A 16,389-nucleotide genomic window follows, 5' to 3' on the forward strand; every position below is an offset into this window, starting at 1 on the left:
AAGATACCCTCTCCTTACGTTAGTGAAATTTCAAATCATTATTCAATCAAAGAGCGGCTTAGTTTTAACGCTGAAGATCATTTTCATTTCCTCTTCAGTGAATTGATGAGGTCTTTTTCTTTTAAGATCCATAAAGAGCCCATGCACCATAGAGGTAAGGATCAACTTTTTGGTCTTTTTAGAGAATACGTCATGTCGGAAAGCCAATCGATTCTTCTCCGCTTTTTGATAAACTGTAACGATCACAAAATCATCCGGAAAACCCATAGTGTCGAAATAATTCAACTCAGCTTTGTAAACTACCGGGCCGATCCCTTTTGCCTGTAATGAATGTAAATCTAGTCCGCATTGGTAAGAAGAACGGATCCTTGCATCATCCAAATAATATTGGATAGTTTCTAAATTTACCTTACCTTTCGGATCCATTTCCGCCCATCCTACGCTGATTGGATGATAGAACGCATATGGATAATCTTCTTCCGAATAGAAGACTTCTTCCGAACTGTCGGAAAGACTTAATACGAATCTTGCCTTACATACTAACGCCGAATCGGAAGCTCGGAAAATTTCCTGCATAATCTCAGTGGATTCAGGATCGGTGCTAAGAATGTCCGTAGTAACGACCGCATCTTCCGGATATTTTAACTCCGCTTTATATTCTATCTCGCATTGGCGAACTACTAAGCCGTCTGAATTCGGGATTGTTTCCCCTTCTTCTTTTAAAAGTTGGAAGGTTTTGATCCTTGCTTCTTCAAAATAACTTTGGTAAGTCCCGTTGTTTACGTGTCCGTTTACGTCTATATCTGATTTGCGGACAGGAACGGCAAAAGAGGTGATAATCTTATCCGTTTTTTCCATGAGTCTCATAAAAAGCCTCCGGTAGACAAAGTGGTCTACTCGATAAGATTCAGGATAAATTATGGTAGACAGATCGGTCTACCATAATTATAATCAAAATTGAAAAAAGATGAGAATCCAGAAGGACTTAATTCGGTCGGAAGACCCTGCAAAGGACAGGATCCTAAAGGCAGCTTTCAAATTATTCTATTCCAAGGGTTATCCCAATACAGGAATAAATGAAATTTTGGAAGAAGCGGGAGCCTTTAAGAAAAGTTTGTACATCCACTTTCCTTCCAAAAAGGATTTGGGTAAGGCTTATCTTTTGGAACAAGAAGAAGCAATATTAGGTTTTGTTAAAAGGATCGCTAAAAAAGAAAATAAGTATTCGGATTTCATTAAATCTTGGATGAGGATGTTGAGAAGAGGACTTAAAAATACTTATATTTACGGCTGCCCTTACGCGAATTTATCCAACCAAACCCATGACGAGCCCGAGATATCGGATTTCGTAAAGGTCGCATTAAATCGCTGGGTCCAGGATTTCGAAAATTGTTTAAAAGATATTACTTGGAATTCTAAAAAGTCCAAAACCGGATCCGAGTTAAAGGAAATTTCCGAAAGTATCCTTTTTTATTACCAAGGCGCTTTACAGTTATATGGAATGTCCGGAGATTTCAAACATATACATCGATTGGAAAAAGCGCTTTTATCCTTAGATAAATAATATCTTTTTAGAATATATTAATCCCAAATAGAGTTAGCACATTCGACTAGATCGCCCGCGAAATAATGAGGGAAAGAATATGCTAATTTTCCCATGATCGGGTTTAGATCTTTATAAGAAACGGAATCTATTCTTAGGGTATCCGATTCGTCCCTGTAAATTTTGAATTTTAAATGAAGTTTGAATTTATCCTTTCCGAATTTGAAACTAGTATTGTTTTTACATGATTTAAAACAACTATCGTATTCTTCTTCGACGTTTTGATTGGCACGAAGAGTATGTGATTGTTCTTTACAGTTGAAAGAACATTCGTCCGGATCGGAAGGTTCATACGGAAATTCGACCAGTACTTCTTTATTTCCTTCGGTCTTATAAGATCCACGTATGATAGGTACTAATTCTCCAGGTCTTCTGCTTCTCATTACGGCACTTGTAGGAGGACTGAGGATCAATTCTAATCCGCTGATCTCTAAATAAAGTTTGGAATCAATTTTGGGAAAATTTTTTTCCCAGTTTAAACATATAGTCTTACTTTCCGACTGAGCTCCTAAGAAAAAAGGAAAACTGAGTGCGAAACAAAGTAGAATGGAGAACGAAAACAACTTAACTTTCATTTGTCTGAAAGATATTTTATAATGGGTTAGGATAGTCTGCCAGCAGAAAAACCTGCTTTTCATTACAGATTTAGCATTACTTATTGCTCTTTGCTTCCAATTTTCGGATGTCTTTCGCGAATTCCTCTAAAAGAGAAGGATCGAATTTTTTCCGGAATAATTTTAGATCGGGAGAGATCTATTTTTTCTTTTTAGAATTCCATGCAGGCTTGGACTTTAATACTTTTTTATAGATGGGACAGCCTGGTCCGTGAGCGCCTTCTAAATATCCGGTGCTCATTAAAAATTCATTCACTATCTCTCCGCCTACGAATACAAAAGTTTTTTTGAATAGTTTGGTCCATTCTTCTAATGATTTAGGATGATGAGAAGCCAGCCAATCTTGAAAGCTTCCGAATTCTTTTTGCAGGCCGACAATCACATTTGCATTATGAATGGCAGCGCTTATTTTAAGCCTGTTCCGAATGATACCCGCATCGTTCAAAAGCCGATCAAAATCTTTTTCAGAAAACTTAGAGATCTTTTTAATGGAAAAGTCTTTGTAAGCCTTGCGAAAGTTTTCCTTTTTTCTTAAGATCGTGGTCCAGGAAAGTCCGGCTTGGTTGATCTCTAATATAAGCCTGCCGAATAGTTCGTCGTCCGATCTTAAAGTGAAACCGTACTCTGTGTCGTGATAGATCTTGTTTTCAGGATCTTTGTCCTTTTCGAGAGAAAGAACATAATGGCAATATTTTGTAAGAGAATTCATATGATAAGAAGAAGATCCTATGAATTAGGTCGCTTCTAACAAAAGAACAGGCAAGAAATTTTTCGAATTCTTCTCTTGCCTGTTCGTAAAACTATAAAACATGTATTCGGTCTAAAAACCGATCAACATTCCCCCATCCACTCTAAGAGTCGCTCCTGTAATCCAATCCGCCTCCTCCGAAGAAAGGAACGCGACAGCAGAGGCAACGGCTTCTTCCGGATTTCTTTTGATCTTTAAAGGAATAGAATCCAAGATAGAATTTCTAATTTCTTCCGGAACATGCTCGGCAAATCGGTTATTGATAAAGCCGGAAGCAACACAATTCACCGTGATATTTCTAGAAGCAAGTTCTCTGGCCGCGGACTTAGTAAGAGCAAATAGTCCTGCCTTTGCGGAAGAATAGTTTGCCTGCCCTGCATTACCGTAAAATCCGGAAACCGATCCGATGTTTACAATCCTACCTGAACTTTTCTTTAACATGAACTTTGCAGCAGTCTGGATGCCGAAGAAGGCGGCTTTCAAATTTACGGAATGTACCTTCTCCCATTTTTCCTCGGACATTCTTAAGAGAAGATCGTCCTGAACTACTCCTGCATTATTGATCCAAATATCCAAGGCTCCGGTTTTCTCTATTGCAAATTCAGCCAATTCTTTGTTTTGGATCTTAGAAGTAACATCGCAAGTTTTCCAGAAAACTCCTTCCGGATCGTATTTTGCTAACTCTTCTGCCGTTTCCTTACAATTGGAATTTTCTAGATCAGAAAGAATAACTTTTGAACCTCTTTCTAAAAACATTTTTGCGATCTCTTTGCCGATTCCTCTCGCCGATCCGGTGATCACCGCAGTTTTACCTTCTAACATATACGCTCTCCTAATTATTTCGATGTCGAAATATTGATGCAAAAAAATTTACATCACAGATCAAAATTCGAATGGATTTTAGTTAAAATTCGCATGAATTCTTCCTTTTCCCTTTGCTCTAAATTTTGGCTAAGTTTTGTAAGTGTGGCCTTAGAAGCTCTTTGAACCTTCTCTAAAGTTTGTTTTCCTTTATCCGTTAATTCCGCAGAAGTTACTCTTTCGTCTTCATATGGTTTGGATCTTTTAACATAGCCGAATTCTTCCATTTTATCCAAAAGAGCAGTCACAGTAGAGTTTGTCCTATCCAGCAGTTTTGCTAATTCGCTCATAGTGAGAGGACCTTCTTTACCCAAAACAAAGAGCACACCTCCGTGAGCTGGAACCAAATCTTGGATTCCCTGCTTCAGAAATTCTTCAGACAAATGTTTTTGGATCCGATCCCTGGTCCTGGATAATAAATGAATTACATACTCCGGTTTCATTTATTTAGACATCGAAATAGTTGAAAAGTTTTGTCAAGAAAAAAAAGGGAGGGATTTCTAATACTTAGGGGTCTCATTTTCTACATAATTTGGATTAGTATTTAGTCTCTTTCGAAGTTCAGAAATTTATTTCCAAAATGGTTTTTCTTCGAAAATTCTGAAAAAACCTCCATTCATTCATGTTAAGATTATTTAGATATGGGACTTTCGTTTAGACATTTCTTTTATTCCCTGCTTTTCGTTCTCTCTTTTATATTGAGTTCGAATTGTGAGGGTGATTTGTACGAGATCCAAGATCCTTCCTTAGGAATGGTGAAAGACGCGGCCTATTACGTAGAGACTCACAAGTTGACAGACACTCGGAATTTGAGAATTTTTGCCGAGCCTTCCGATCATAATGTGTACGTTCATTTTAATTTGAAAGTTTCTCCCGAACTTTTTTTGAAAGAAGGTTGGAAGAAGAGCAATCCAGTTGATGAGAATTTTTGGAAAGAAGAATTGGCTTGGGACATTCTTCATTTTGGATTGGAAGCTCCTCTAGAACTTGGGGATGCTCAAGTTTATATTAGAGAAGATCTGTCAGGAAATTTTTCAGGTAATCTAGAGGTGCTTGTTCTAACCGGAAACGGAAGTGAAGGTTATCTAGTCAGCAGGCAATTTACTTCGGATTCTAAATCTTACTTAAGCAATTTTAGTTTTTAGGTTTTTCTTGGGAGCCTGCAGGTTCCCTGAAATTGATCTCGAATATATCGTAATGTGATTCTCTGACTCCAGTCACGAATGCTACAGAGACTCCCAAATAATATTTGCCTGTATACTTCATCGCCTTCCATGCATACTCAGCCATTTCTTCGGAAGTAATGGAGAATGGATGTATCCTACCTTTAGATTCATCCATATAAAGACCTTCGTAAGTACCTACGATCGTGCCCTTATATTCTAGGCTGAGTATTCTTCCCATTACGGAGAAATTCCTTTTTCCTCCGGTCTTCTTACTTACCATCTTATCGATCGGATGAGAAGTATCGTGAGCTTGGACCCAAACGGTAATTCTTCCGCTTGGATCTTTTACCGGAGCAGTATGTGGTATTATGTTTTCTTGATATTGGGCGTGGATTACTTCTACACTGCTGGAAAGTGCGATTGGCTGTATTCTGTGGATATTGAACTGGATCAGTATGGTCTGATTCAGATTTTTCATTAAGAAGTTAACCGCATCCGCATTTTCCGGACGAACGCTGAAATTTGCCTTTTTACGCATTGGCACATAACATTCATCCCGAGTTTCTTCACATTCTTGGGCCGGATCATAGGTAATTACCTCTATCACTCCCTCATAGGACTCGTATACGATCCCTCGGCTTTCGAATTGGATTAATTTGGCGACCGTCCAGCCTTCCGAATAGGTTCCCAGGGCAAAAGTAGGGGAATGGAAGAATAAAACCGAAATATAAACAAAAACGGAATATTTTCTGAGGGTCATAAATCTCTATTGGACGAGGTTTTTGGGCTGTTACTATCTATCGGCATATGCCGACCCCGAAGGTTTAAGTATTTTCCCTTTATAAGCCGATCCGAAGCAAAATATCGAAATTTTTCTTTCCAAATTTATCACAATCAGGTTTCAAAATCCCCTTAATTTGGGGGTTTTTGCGGGTAAAGGTTCTCCTCGGAGATGGCCCGTTTGGTTCGGCATAGGTGCCCCTTCTTCTGAATGGTCCTTATTTTCCTTTATACGTTATCCGACACGTCTTTTATGTTTATCCAATTTGGGGTATGTATTTTTAAGAAAAATCAATCAAGGAGAGAATAACTTTTCGTATACTAAGCGGTTTAGGGAAAAAACTTAGATAAAACAAGTTGGATAATACATTTTTGATAATTTTTTGGGAACCTTTGTCTGTATTGTATACAATTCTGGCTAACGTAGAAAGAAGGCATTATTCATCCTTTTCGGGATTGGTGCTTATAAAATTGGAAACAGAGAGGTCGAAAAGTTCCGATATGAAACGGCTCACGACATTTTTTCTCAAGAGTTTATTAACTCTTGTTATTCTTTTCTCCTTCGTAAATTGTCCGAAGGGCGGAGGAAAGGGGCCTCTGCTTTTGCCGCCCGGCGAAACTGCAGAAACTCCCAATCCTGATCCTACCATTCGAGTTTATAGAGGAAGTGGTACTGTAACTTCTGTACCGGATACTTCTACCGAAAGTTTGGGAAGTGTGAAAATTACTCAAAGCAGTACTGCTAGAGTTTTCACGATCCAAAATAACGGTGAGCAAACTTTAAATCTTACCAGCACTCCGATCGTCGCAAAGACAGGAGCAGATGCTGCGCAATTTACTGTGGATCAATCAGGTACCGATAATGTTTTGGATCCTGGAGAAACTACTGAGTTTTCAGTGACCTTCTCCCCTTCCGGATCAACTGGTACTAAATCCGCTCAGCTGCAAATAGCGTCTAACGATCCGAACACTCCTACTTTTATTTTGAACTTGAGCGGAACTGCAAATCCTGCACCTGCTCCGGATATCCAAGTAAAAAGAGGATCCACTACTTTTACGAGTGGTTCTAGCGTTCATACGTTTACAAGTGTTCAAGAGAATACGAGCGGAACTGCCGTATCTTTTACGATCAATAATATCGGAGATGCTGCTTTAAATTTAAGTACGATTACTCTAACCGGAACGAATGCGAATCAGTTCAGTTTGGACACAACCGGAATAAGCAGCACTGTTGCAGCTTCCGGTTCCACAACATTCTCCGTAACATTCTCTCCTACTTCTACAGGAGCGAAAACTGCAACGATCACTATTCCGAGTGACGATGCCGGAACTCCTAATTACACTTTCGGTCTTTCCGGAACCGGGAATCCAACTCCTGTTCCTGAAATGAACGTCCAAAGAGTTACAGGTTCCGTAAATATCGCAGATGGAAGTGGTTCTTTCGATTTTGGAAGCCAAGTGGAGAATGTTGCAGGTTCCGCAGTTCAATTCAGGATCCAAAATTTGGGTACTGCTGCATTGACTTTATCCGGAACTCCTATTGTGGAAGTCACCGGAACAAATTCGAATCAGTTCGAAGTTACTATTCAGCCAAGCACCTCAAGTATTGCTTCCGCCGGAACCGCTACTTTCTCCGTTCGATTTGTTCCTACTTCTACCGGAGCAAAAACCGCTTCTATCTCGATAGCGAATAACGACTCAGACGAGAATCCTTATGATTTTACGATCACAGGTACCGGAACTCCAACACCTGCTCCTGAAATTAATTTGAAACAAGGTTCTACAAGTATCGCAAGTTCTGGAACATATTCGGGTATGGCTGATACGAGAATTGGTACTACTAGTGCAACTACAACATTTACCGTTGAAAACACTGGAACCGCAACCTTGAACTTAACAGGAGGCACTCGTGTAGTCGTAGGGGGAACGGATTCTTCTCTGTTCACTGTGGCTTCTCAACCTGCTGCTACTGTTGCAGCGAGTGGAACATCTACTTTCACGGTAACATTCTCTCCTACTTCTACCGGAACTAAAACTGCGACTTTAACGATCGCAAATAACGATTCGGATGAAGGTAGTTATGTGATCAATTTGTCTGCAAATGGAATTGAGCCAAGTGCCCCTTGTTTCGATATCACCAATCAAACCATTAGTTCTAACTTAGGAAGTATTGCGAACTATGGTGGAAGCGGCCAAACATTGTATTATTCAAGCACGATCCCGATAATTATCGGGCCTTCGAACCCTGCGGCGATCTATTATATCAATCAACCGCATAGCATGACTTCTACATTGTTCGGAATGTTCAGCGGGATTTATAATTCTACTCAGACAGCTCTTTATGAGACAAGGGATGGAGTAGGACTTACGAATTTCTCCGGATTGTTACCATACGGAACAACTTCTTCTCAGTTCTTAAATCTTCTGGGAGGTTCCGGAGCGATCACAATCACTCCTAATGCTTCTCAAGCTGTTTATTTCGACGTGAATTCTCCGGTCAGCTTTGCTGCAACTAACGCAAGCTACTCGATCGTGAAAGGATGTCATGCAAGACTGAACGAAGAAAGAACATTTACTACCACTACAGGTACTACAAGTACCAGCGGTTTGTCTAAGGTTTGGACTTACAGAAAGAAATTGAATATCAGATTGATATTCGTTCAAGGTTCTTACCCTACTTATACCGTTGCAGGATTACAAGACGCGGTTGATAGAATTACCAGCATCTATTCTCAAGATTCAGTGAAAATAGACGTTCAATTCACGGCTACGAGTGTAAATGCTTCCGAGTTCTTGGATCTTACGGATTTCGAAGATGAGACTGGAACACTTGCAAGTTCTTTGACTAAGTTGTACACTACGACCGGTTCTTCTCAAAATGCTAATTCCTTGAATATCTTCCTAACTTCGGATACTTCTAATACGAATTATGCAGGATTACTTGGAATGGCCGCGGGTATCCCTGGAGTTCCTGGAATAGTAGCTACGAAGAAGGCTGGAATGATCGTGTTGATCGAACCTCATAGAACTTCCGGATCCGCTGCGACTGCTTTAAGCGCGGCTGACCAACAGTTCTTGGGTGATACGATCGCTCACGAAGCAGGTCACTTCTTGGGACTTTTCCATACGAACGAAAGAAAAGGAGCAAGCTCCACGTTGAGCATGTTCGGTCTGAATGCGAGAGATGCTTTGATCGAAACTCCTTACTGCTTGAGTTCCCAGGATATTAACACTGACGGTTTCGTATCCATCTCGGAATGTTCCGGATCAGGATTCACCAACTCTGGTGCCTCAAACCTGATGTTCTGGGCGGGGGACGGAGTAACTCCTCAAATCCAACTTACAGGCGAACAAGGTTGGGTCCTAAGAAGTAACCCGTTGGCATATTAATGGAGTCAAAAATGAATATTAAGAAAACTTTACTCATTCTCTTACTGGCAGCTTTTACGCTGCCGGTAACTGCTCAGTCGATCGATCCTTCGATATACTCCAAAGTAAAATCGGATCTTACGATCAGCAGGCATAAATCTAAGGCGGAGTTTAAAACTTCTTTGGAAAGGATTGTTTCGGATCCGATCCCGTATTTGAAAGCCATTACGGAAGATCCTTCTATTAGGATCTATGTGAAGGAGAAAGCAATCTCTCTTCTTGAGTTTTATCCAACCGAAGAATCTGAATTGGTTCTAAGGGGTAAGATAGAAGATGGAAATTTGCATAAATCCTTGCGCAATTTGTCCGTAAGAAGTTACTCTTCCGCATTTTACGGAAAAGATCCTCAGAAAGCTGAAATCTTTTTGGGAACTTTTAAGGACGACAAATCGATCGGTAAGACTGTAGATTCTTCTTTGCAAGAAGCAAGATATTCCGCTTTTAAAAAGAAAACTCTTCCGTCCAAAGAGGATTTCGAAAAATACAGAAGGAATAAACCTTTAGAAAAAAAATAAACTCAGCTGTTTGCGAAGTTTTAAAAGGCCGCAGGATCTAGGTTCTGCGGCTTTTTTATTTGGAGTCATAAGTGGGCTGATTTTTCCCTTATAAGTTCCCTTTTTTCGCTGTTTTTTAGGATTATTCTGCCAATTCTTACTGAGTTTAAGATTATATTTTTCTGGACGTACCTTTCCAAACATTTGGCAATAGAATGGGAGAAACGTTGTCTCCAGTTGTTTATAATATCATACCTATATTGGGTTCCTTGTAGGAATTCCAACATATTAAGGATTAGAGATTGGGCTCAGGTAATTATCGTTTTATTTTTATCTTATGTGTTTTAGCGGGACTCCTTCCTCAATTGAATTGCGGAGGAGGGGGCGGTGGAATGAAATTATTTCCATTTTTTTCTCCTTCCGGTATCAAGGGACTACACGTTTCAGATTCGGCAGGCAATAGATATTCTTCCGGTTCTACACTTTCTTTAGGTTCCGTTTTAATTAGTTCTTCCTCTTCTAATAATTTGAAGATCGAGAATGACGGGAACTTTACCGTTACTTTGACGGGAAACCCGGATGCAGTCTCTAAAGGTGGGATCCATTCTTCTCAGTATACAATCAATTCCCAACCTTCGAGTACTAGTTTGGCGGATGGAGATTTTAGTTCTTTTCAGATCGGTTTTCAACCTAGTTCAGCCGGTGTAAAATCCGCGTATCTGATCATCAATTCGGATGATCCGAATATAGGCACATATATTCTGTATTTGAAAGGAACCGGCACGGAGGCTCCAGCCCCTGCTATTCAGGTTTCGGAAGGTAGTTTTAATTTTATTCCGAATGCGCAGACGAACTTTTATGCCGCATCCGGAGGAACTTCTTCAAAAACGATTACCGTTAAAAATAGCGGAGATCAAGATTTAGTAATTTCTAATATTTCTTTAAGTGGGACGGATGCTGCCTTGTTTAGCGAAACCGGTTCCGGTGTTACGATCTCTCCTAAAAAAACGTATACGTTTACGATTTCATTTAGTCCTCCTTCTGCTTCCACGTTCTCCGCTTCTATCTCGATCGATAGTAATGATCCGAATATAGCAAGTTATTCTATCGGTCTTTCCGGAGTAGGGACTTCAGGGAATGTTCCTCAGATCTCAGTGACTTACTCCGATAATAATAATATTTCTAGAGATATTACAAGCAGCACCGGATTTTCTTATTCTTTTGGAAGTGTTTTTCCTGGAGTTATCTCTTCGAGTAAAACGATTACGATCCGTAATTTAGGAAGTTCTAATTTAGATCTTTCCGGAACTCCAGTGTCCTTAAGTGGAACAGATTCGGCAGAATTTGCGATAACCCAGCCTTCTTCCGCTAACCTCGCTCCAAATGCTTCTGCTACCTTCTTGGTCAAGTTTAGTCCTGCAAGCACCGGTTCCAAGTCTGCGACCGTTACTTTAAATACCACTACAGGAAAAGGAGGAAATCCTTCGAGTTCCGTTCTGAATGTTTCAGGTGCGGGAGGAAGAAGGGATATTATAGTAACCTGGGCACATTCTAAAGAACACGCGGTCCATATGGCTTCGGGTGCTTATAGAGTTTGTTATAATAAAGGTTCTGATTTTAGTTCTGAAGGAGGTTCCGTGGTTTGTGATCCGGATGTAGTGTATGCGGGAGATCCGTATACTCCGAATTATAAAACAATTACGGTAAGTTCCGCCGGAACTTGGTATATTCGAGTGAGATCGTTTTCTCAATTTAATCTAACAGGATCGGCATTTTCGAAGCCGATCCAAGCTATAGTAAGTTCTCCAGGATATTAAATAAATCTTATGAAGAATAAATTCACCTTATTTGCTCTTATTTTTTCGATCTTGTCTATCGGTTATCTTTTTGCCGAAAAACAAAAGAATATTGCTTCGGGCTTGTCTAAACTTTTGGATCCGGCGGGAAATACCGATAATAAAAAGTATTATAAAAGAAACTCCAAAATAAAATTCAAATCTTCCGAGGTCTTGGTTAAGTTCAAAGATAAAGCGGGCGACTCCGTAAAATCTTATGCAGTTAGTTCTTTTAATGGGAAAGTCCTGAACGATCTAGGTGAGACAGGAATTTCTCAAGTAGAATTGAGAGAAGGTCAAACTGTAGAAGAGGCTATCGCTGAATATTCTACTCATCCTGATGTGGAATACGTACAGCCGAATTATATTTATCATGCAAACAATACTCCGAATGATCCGATTTACAACCAGCTATGGGGAATGAATAATACGGGCCAGAGCGTTATAACTTATACTTATCCCACAAATAATCCTGGAACAAGTGCAAGTGATATGAGGATGGAAAGCGCTTGGGATGTAAATACGGATTGTACGAATACTATTGTAGCTGTTGTGGATTCCGGCGTGAATTATAATCACCAAGATCTAAGCGCGAATATGTGGAGTTCCGGTTCTTGTGTTTCCGATAAAGGAGTTTCTTTAGGTTCCTGCTCTAACGGTTGGAATTATGTAAATAATAATTCCGATCCTATGGACTTGAACGGTCATGGAACTCATGTGGCTGGTACGATTGGAGCCAAAGGAAATAATGCAACCGGGGTTGTAGGAGTTTGTTGGACTGCTAAAATTATGGCGGTCCGAGTTTTAGATCAATCAGGTTCCGGAGATACAGCCACCATTATCAAAGGGATTAATTTTGCAGTAAGGAACGGAGCTAAAGTTTTGAATTTAAGTCTAGGCGGTCCGGATTATGATTCCGCTATGCGTTCCGCGATCTCAGAAGCTGGAAGCAAATATGACGCGTTATTTGTAGTTGCTGCAGGGAATGACGGTAGTGATTTGAGTTCGGATAACTCTTACCCTTGCGAATATGACGAAGCTAATATTCTTTGTGTGGCTGCCTTGGATCAAAAATTCCAGTTAGCGAGTTTTTCTAATTATGATTCTTCTAAAAAGAATGTGGATATAGGTGCCCCAGGCACAAATATTAGAAGCTCTTGGGCAGGTGCAGAAGCTGTTTATAATCTTCCCTTCACTAGTTGGCTAGCAGATAATATGTTTGGAACTAGCTGGAGTACGGCAATTTGCGCTCCTTATTCACTGGTTCTATATTTATCCACTAGTTGTTCTACTGCGATCAATGGAATTTCCAATTCGGGATACTTATCGAACACTTATGCTCTGGCTTACGGTTCGATCCCAATTACTTCAGGTGCGGAAGCTGTCACTGCTCGAATGAATCTATTTATAGATACGGAGGCAGGTTATGACGGAATTAATATGTACGCATCTAGTTCAACGTCCGAATCAGTAGTGTTCAATTCGGCAAATGTTGTAGGAAGTCTTTCCGGAGAAAGAGATGGGAATATAATTTCTAACTTGGAAGTTGCTGCACCGAATTGTGTTCACTCCTCGAATTGTACTTTCGGATATGAATTTATTTCGGATTCCACTATTAATAGGGCGGGTGTGGCCATTACCGTATTTAATTTTATTACATTGGACGTTGATAATATAGCTCAGTACAATACGATTAACGGAACTTCTATGGCTACTCCTCATGTGGCTGGGCTTGCCGCTTTATTAAGATCATTTAATCCGAAATTTACATATGCAGACACGATTAATGCAATTGTTGCAGGCGGCACTGCGACTAGTTCTATCCAAAATATTACTAAATATGGTAAGGCCGCGAATGGAAATGGAGCGATCCGAAATTTGGAAGCTCCTACTAATTTGAGTGTAGATGTTCCTTAAGATTTTTTTAAAAACGATTTCGGTCCTTGTTTTTATATCGATATCTGCGTTTTCTATATTCGCACAAAGGTTTCCTAAGGATCTTCCTAATGGTAAAGGTAAATATGTGAAGCCTGGGAGAGTTGTCCCGAATGAGTATATTTTTAGATTGGTTCCAGGAACTAGTTCGGAAAGAATAAAGGAGTTAGCTCCTAATTCTACGATCCTAAATATAGAACTGATCATGGAAGATACATATAGGGTTAAATATAAATCCGATCCGGGTTTGGATATTCTTAAGAATACTTCTGCCAAATCCGGTTTTGTAGAATCAGTCCAACATAATTTGATATACAGGGCTTTTTAAAAATAACTGCGATAAACTTTATAATAGCTTAATGTTATTTTCCTAAAAACCCCGTCTGGATCCATTTTGCGATTTGGTCCAAGGCATTTTTGGCTTCCGGGACACTTCTTCCTAAATTAAAAAAACCATGGATCAAAGTTTCATAGGTTTTGATCTCCAGTTTTACTTTTGCTTTCCGAAGAAGGTCCGTATATGCGAGACCCTCGTCCTGCAGCGGGTCAAAGCCTGCTATCAACATATAGGTTTTAGGTGTATGGGAAAAATTCGTTTGTTGGAAAGGTGTGACTCTTGGGTCCTTCCAATCTTTCGAATTTGGCACACTATGATATTTAAAATAGCGAAGCAGATCTCGAGTGAGAGCATATCCATTTTCGAATTCTTCCACACTTTTTCTTTCTTGGATTAGATCGATCCAAGGATAGATGAGTATTTGGAATTGGGGAAGAGCGAGTTTTTCCTTTTTGGCTCGAGTGGAAATGGAAATCGCTAAATTTCCTCCTGCAGAATCCCCTGCCACAGCGATCTTTTTCGGGTCAATACCGACTGACTTTCCATTTTCCTTTACCCATTTATAAGCAGAGTATGCATCTTCCCAAGAAGAAGGATAAGTATGTTCAGGGCCCAATCTATAGTCGACTGCAAGTATCGCTCTACCCGAAGTTTTCGCTAAATATCTCAGAGGCGCATCGTGGGATTCCAGATCCCCGATCACAAATCCTCCTCCGTGAAAATAGAGTAAACAAGGCTCCAGTTCTTTAGTTATATTAGAAGAATATAATCTGACTTTGATCCTCGGGCCGGTCCCAGGTATGGAAAAATTCTCCACCCTGGGAACTTCTTCTTTTTTCAGATCGAAAAAGCTCATTATGTTTTTGAAAAGTTCCCTTGCTTTGGGTGGAGGGAGATTTTCAGGTTTCGGTTTTATTTTAGCTAAAAGTAAAGCGGTTCTGACCTTTGGATCTAAGGTTCTTCCTCTTTTGGTATCCTTTCCAAAAATCCTAAGTATAGAATTCGGAAGTGAAAGTAAGGCTCTGGCCGCTAGGGTTTCAAACTTTTGCCAGAGCACTTTTTTTCCTTGGTTCTGATTTTCCGTTAGAAGAGCTTTGTTTTCCGGATTGTTTGTATTTTGCTTTGGATGGAACAGGCAATGTTTGTAAACTTTTGGAGGCCCTTTTTTTTCCTGCCTTTAGCTCCTTCTGCATATAATATAAAAAGTCTTCGTAATCCACCTGCATCGTATGTCTTGCAGAAGTTACGTATCTTTTCTTCATTTTCTTTTCGTAGTCTTGGATCTGTTTTTGCATTTCCGGTGCAGTGGGCAGACTGTAATTTCCTGTGAGATATTCTGCCAGCCATTTCCCTTGGAATTCTGCAAGAGGCATGATCGCGCCCAACGGCTGGTACAATCCCACAAAGAATAAATTATTCAGATCCGGTTTAAAAGTTCTATGGAACAAAGGTAGATGATTATCCGGTGCGGAAATAAACTCGGGTTTGAAGAATGGGAACTTAACGTTATATCCAGTACAATAAATGATCGCATCGATCTCTTCTTCGGATCCGTCCGCAAATTTTACCTTGTTTCCATTATATTCTTGGATCACAGGTTTGTATTTGATATCTCCTCTTCCGAGTCGTACTAAAATATCTTGGGAGATGGTAGGATGTGCTTCTCCAGGTTTATGATCCGGTTTAGGAAGACCAAAATCTTCCATCTTACCGACTCCTATCTTTAACATGGTCCCAAACAGAAATTGTTTTAACCAAAAAGGTGTTCCAGGAGGAAGCAGCTCTGTTTGTTTGTCCAAAGGTTTCCCGAAAAGATAATTCGGGATCACCCAAGCACCTCTTCTGGAACTTAAGAAAACTTTTTTGGCGACTCCGGGACGACTTAGTTCTACGGAAATATCCATGGCGCTGTTTCCCATGCCGAGTACTACGACTCTTTTGCCCGTTAATTGGACCGGGTGTTCCGGATCTACATAGTCGTGAGAGTGTATTATCTTTCCGTTAAATTTACCTGGAAAGTCGGGTTCAGGCCAACGCGGGGACCAATGATGTCCGTTTGCGACTATGACTGCATCGTAAAATATTTTTTCTCCCTTCTCGCTGGTAACTAAATAAGTTCCGTCGTCTTGAGGTTCTATTTTTGCGACACCATTCTTGAATTTAATATGTTTGCGGAGTCCAAAGTGTTCTACATAGTCCACGAAATATTTTTGGATAGGTTCATGATTCGGATAATCCGCATACCAATCCGGCATCGGATAATCTCTATATTCCATTCTGTCTCTATGAGTATTGATGTGTAGCGACTTATAAATATTACTCAGACCGTTGTCGTTTTTATATCTCCAGTTACCTCCTACATCGCTTCCTTTTTCGTAACAGTCATAGGGGATCCCTTTGTCCTGCAATGATTTACAAACAGTGATTCCACTAGAGCCGGCGCCAATAACGCAGACTTTCGGCAGCTCTTGCATATAGTTCTCCGATCTTTTTATGAGGTTGATAAAACGAATTAGTAGTAGAAGTTTTTCAAACGCATAGTCAAGTCCGAAAATGGATTGAGCTAATAAATCGATATGTTTAGGTC

General features: G+C 40.1%; 15 protein-coding genes. 7 read left to right on the forward strand and 8 right to left on the reverse strand.

Annotation, left to right across the window (positions count from 1 at the left end):
- Nucleotides 1-42: 42 nt before the first annotated feature.
- The gene (locus EHR06_RS16420; RefSeq protein ID WP_135757973.1) at nucleotides 43-867 is read right to left on the reverse strand and encodes an acyl-CoA thioesterase; all 825 of its coding nucleotides are present in this window, start codon (nucleotides 865-867) and stop codon (nucleotides 43-45) included.
- 100 nt (nucleotides 868-967) lie between these two features.
- Between EHR06_RS16420 and EHR06_RS16425 the strand changes: the two genes are divergently transcribed.
- Complete coding sequence (locus tag EHR06_RS16425) at nucleotides 968-1,564, forward strand: TetR/AcrR family transcriptional regulator (protein WP_135757974.1); 597 nt, start codon at nucleotides 968-970, stop codon at nucleotides 1,562-1,564.
- 17 nt (nucleotides 1,565-1,581) lie between these two features.
- Here EHR06_RS16425 and EHR06_RS16430 read toward each other — a convergent pair whose 3' ends face one another.
- The 4 genes from EHR06_RS16430 to EHR06_RS16450 form a co-directional block, all read right to left on the reverse strand.
- Nucleotides 1,582-2,178, reverse strand: coding sequence for a hypothetical protein (locus tag EHR06_RS16430; protein ID WP_135757975.1), 597 nt, complete (start codon nucleotides 2,176-2,178; stop codon nucleotides 1,582-1,584).
- A gap of 178 nt (nucleotides 2,179-2,356) precedes the next feature.
- Nucleotides 2,357-2,926, reverse strand: a complete 570-nt coding sequence (locus tag EHR06_RS16440; protein WP_135757976.1) for a DNA-3-methyladenine glycosylase I — start codon at nucleotides 2,924-2,926, stop codon at nucleotides 2,357-2,359.
- 111 nt (nucleotides 2,927-3,037) lie between these two features.
- Nucleotides 3,038-3,787 carry a glucose 1-dehydrogenase gene (locus tag EHR06_RS16445; RefSeq protein WP_135757977.1) on the reverse strand — a complete coding sequence of 250 codons (750 nt, stop codon included), beginning with the start codon at nucleotides 3,785-3,787 and terminating at the stop codon, nucleotides 3,038-3,040.
- Between the two features lie 53 nt (nucleotides 3,788-3,840).
- The gene (locus EHR06_RS16450; protein ID WP_135757978.1) at nucleotides 3,841-4,269 is read right to left on the reverse strand and encodes a MarR family winged helix-turn-helix transcriptional regulator; all 429 of its coding nucleotides are present in this window, start codon (nucleotides 4,267-4,269) and stop codon (nucleotides 3,841-3,843) included.
- 279 nt (nucleotides 4,270-4,548) lie between these two features.
- On the opposite strand from EHR06_RS16450, the gene EHR06_RS16455 reads away from it, so the two are divergent.
- On the forward strand, nucleotides 4,549-4,971 hold the full coding sequence (locus EHR06_RS16455; RefSeq protein WP_244288630.1) for a hypothetical protein: 423 nt from the start codon (nucleotides 4,549-4,551) through the stop codon (nucleotides 4,969-4,971).
- On the opposite strand, the gene lsa26 is transcribed toward EHR06_RS16455, so the two are convergent.
- The gene (gene lsa26, locus EHR06_RS16460; RefSeq protein ID WP_135757980.1) at nucleotides 4,961-5,752 is read right to left on the reverse strand and encodes a surface adhesion protein Lsa26; all 792 of its coding nucleotides are present in this window, start codon (nucleotides 5,750-5,752) and stop codon (nucleotides 4,961-4,963) included. The genes EHR06_RS16455 and lsa26 overlap by 11 nt on opposite strands.
- A 521-nt stretch (nucleotides 5,753-6,273) precedes the next feature.
- Here lsa26 and EHR06_RS16465 point away from each other — a divergent pair.
- The 5 genes from EHR06_RS16465 (at nucleotide 6,274) to EHR06_RS16485 (ending at nucleotide 13,793) form a co-directional block, all read left to right on the forward strand.
- Nucleotides 6,274-9,162, forward strand: coding sequence for a choice-of-anchor D domain-containing protein (locus tag EHR06_RS16465; protein WP_135757981.1), 2,889 nt, complete (start codon nucleotides 6,274-6,276; stop codon nucleotides 9,160-9,162).
- An 11-nt stretch (nucleotides 9,163-9,173) separates the two neighbouring features.
- Nucleotides 9,174-9,716, forward strand: a complete 543-nt coding sequence (locus EHR06_RS16470) for a hypothetical protein (protein WP_135757982.1) — start codon at nucleotides 9,174-9,176, stop codon at nucleotides 9,714-9,716.
- Nucleotides 9,717-9,997: 281 nt separating this feature from the next.
- A complete protein-coding gene (locus EHR06_RS16475) occupies nucleotides 9,998-11,512 on the forward strand; it encodes a choice-of-anchor D domain-containing protein (RefSeq protein WP_135757983.1) in 1,515 nt (504 codons plus the stop codon).
- A gap of 9 nt (nucleotides 11,513-11,521) precedes the next feature.
- Nucleotides 11,522-13,447 (forward strand): S8 family serine peptidase, encoded by a 1,926-nt coding sequence (locus EHR06_RS16480; protein ID WP_135757984.1) that lies wholly within the window; start codon nucleotides 11,522-11,524, stop codon nucleotides 13,445-13,447.
- A complete protein-coding gene (locus tag EHR06_RS16485) occupies nucleotides 13,437-13,793 on the forward strand; it encodes a hypothetical protein (RefSeq protein ID WP_135757985.1) in 357 nt (118 codons plus the stop codon). The genes EHR06_RS16480 and EHR06_RS16485 overlap by 11 nt, the downstream gene beginning before the upstream one ends.
- Before the next feature lie 34 nt (nucleotides 13,794-13,827).
- Here EHR06_RS16485 and EHR06_RS16490 read toward each other — a convergent pair whose 3' ends face one another.
- On the reverse strand, nucleotides 13,828-14,859 hold the full coding sequence (locus EHR06_RS16490; RefSeq protein WP_135757986.1) for an alpha/beta hydrolase: 1,032 nt from the start codon (nucleotides 14,857-14,859) through the stop codon (nucleotides 13,828-13,830).
- A complete protein-coding gene (locus EHR06_RS16495; RefSeq protein ID WP_135757987.1) occupies nucleotides 14,840-16,276 on the reverse strand; it encodes a flavin-containing monooxygenase in 1,437 nt (478 codons plus the stop codon). Before EHR06_RS16495 ends, EHR06_RS16490 begins: the two co-directional genes overlap by 20 nt.
- Nucleotides 16,277-16,389 lie beyond the last annotated feature (113 nt).

The sequence above is a fragment of the Leptospira dzoumogneensis genome, from assembly GCF_004770895.1.
Classification (GTDB): Bacteria; Spirochaetota; Leptospiria; order Leptospirales; family Leptospiraceae; genus Leptospira_B; species Leptospira_B dzoumogneensis.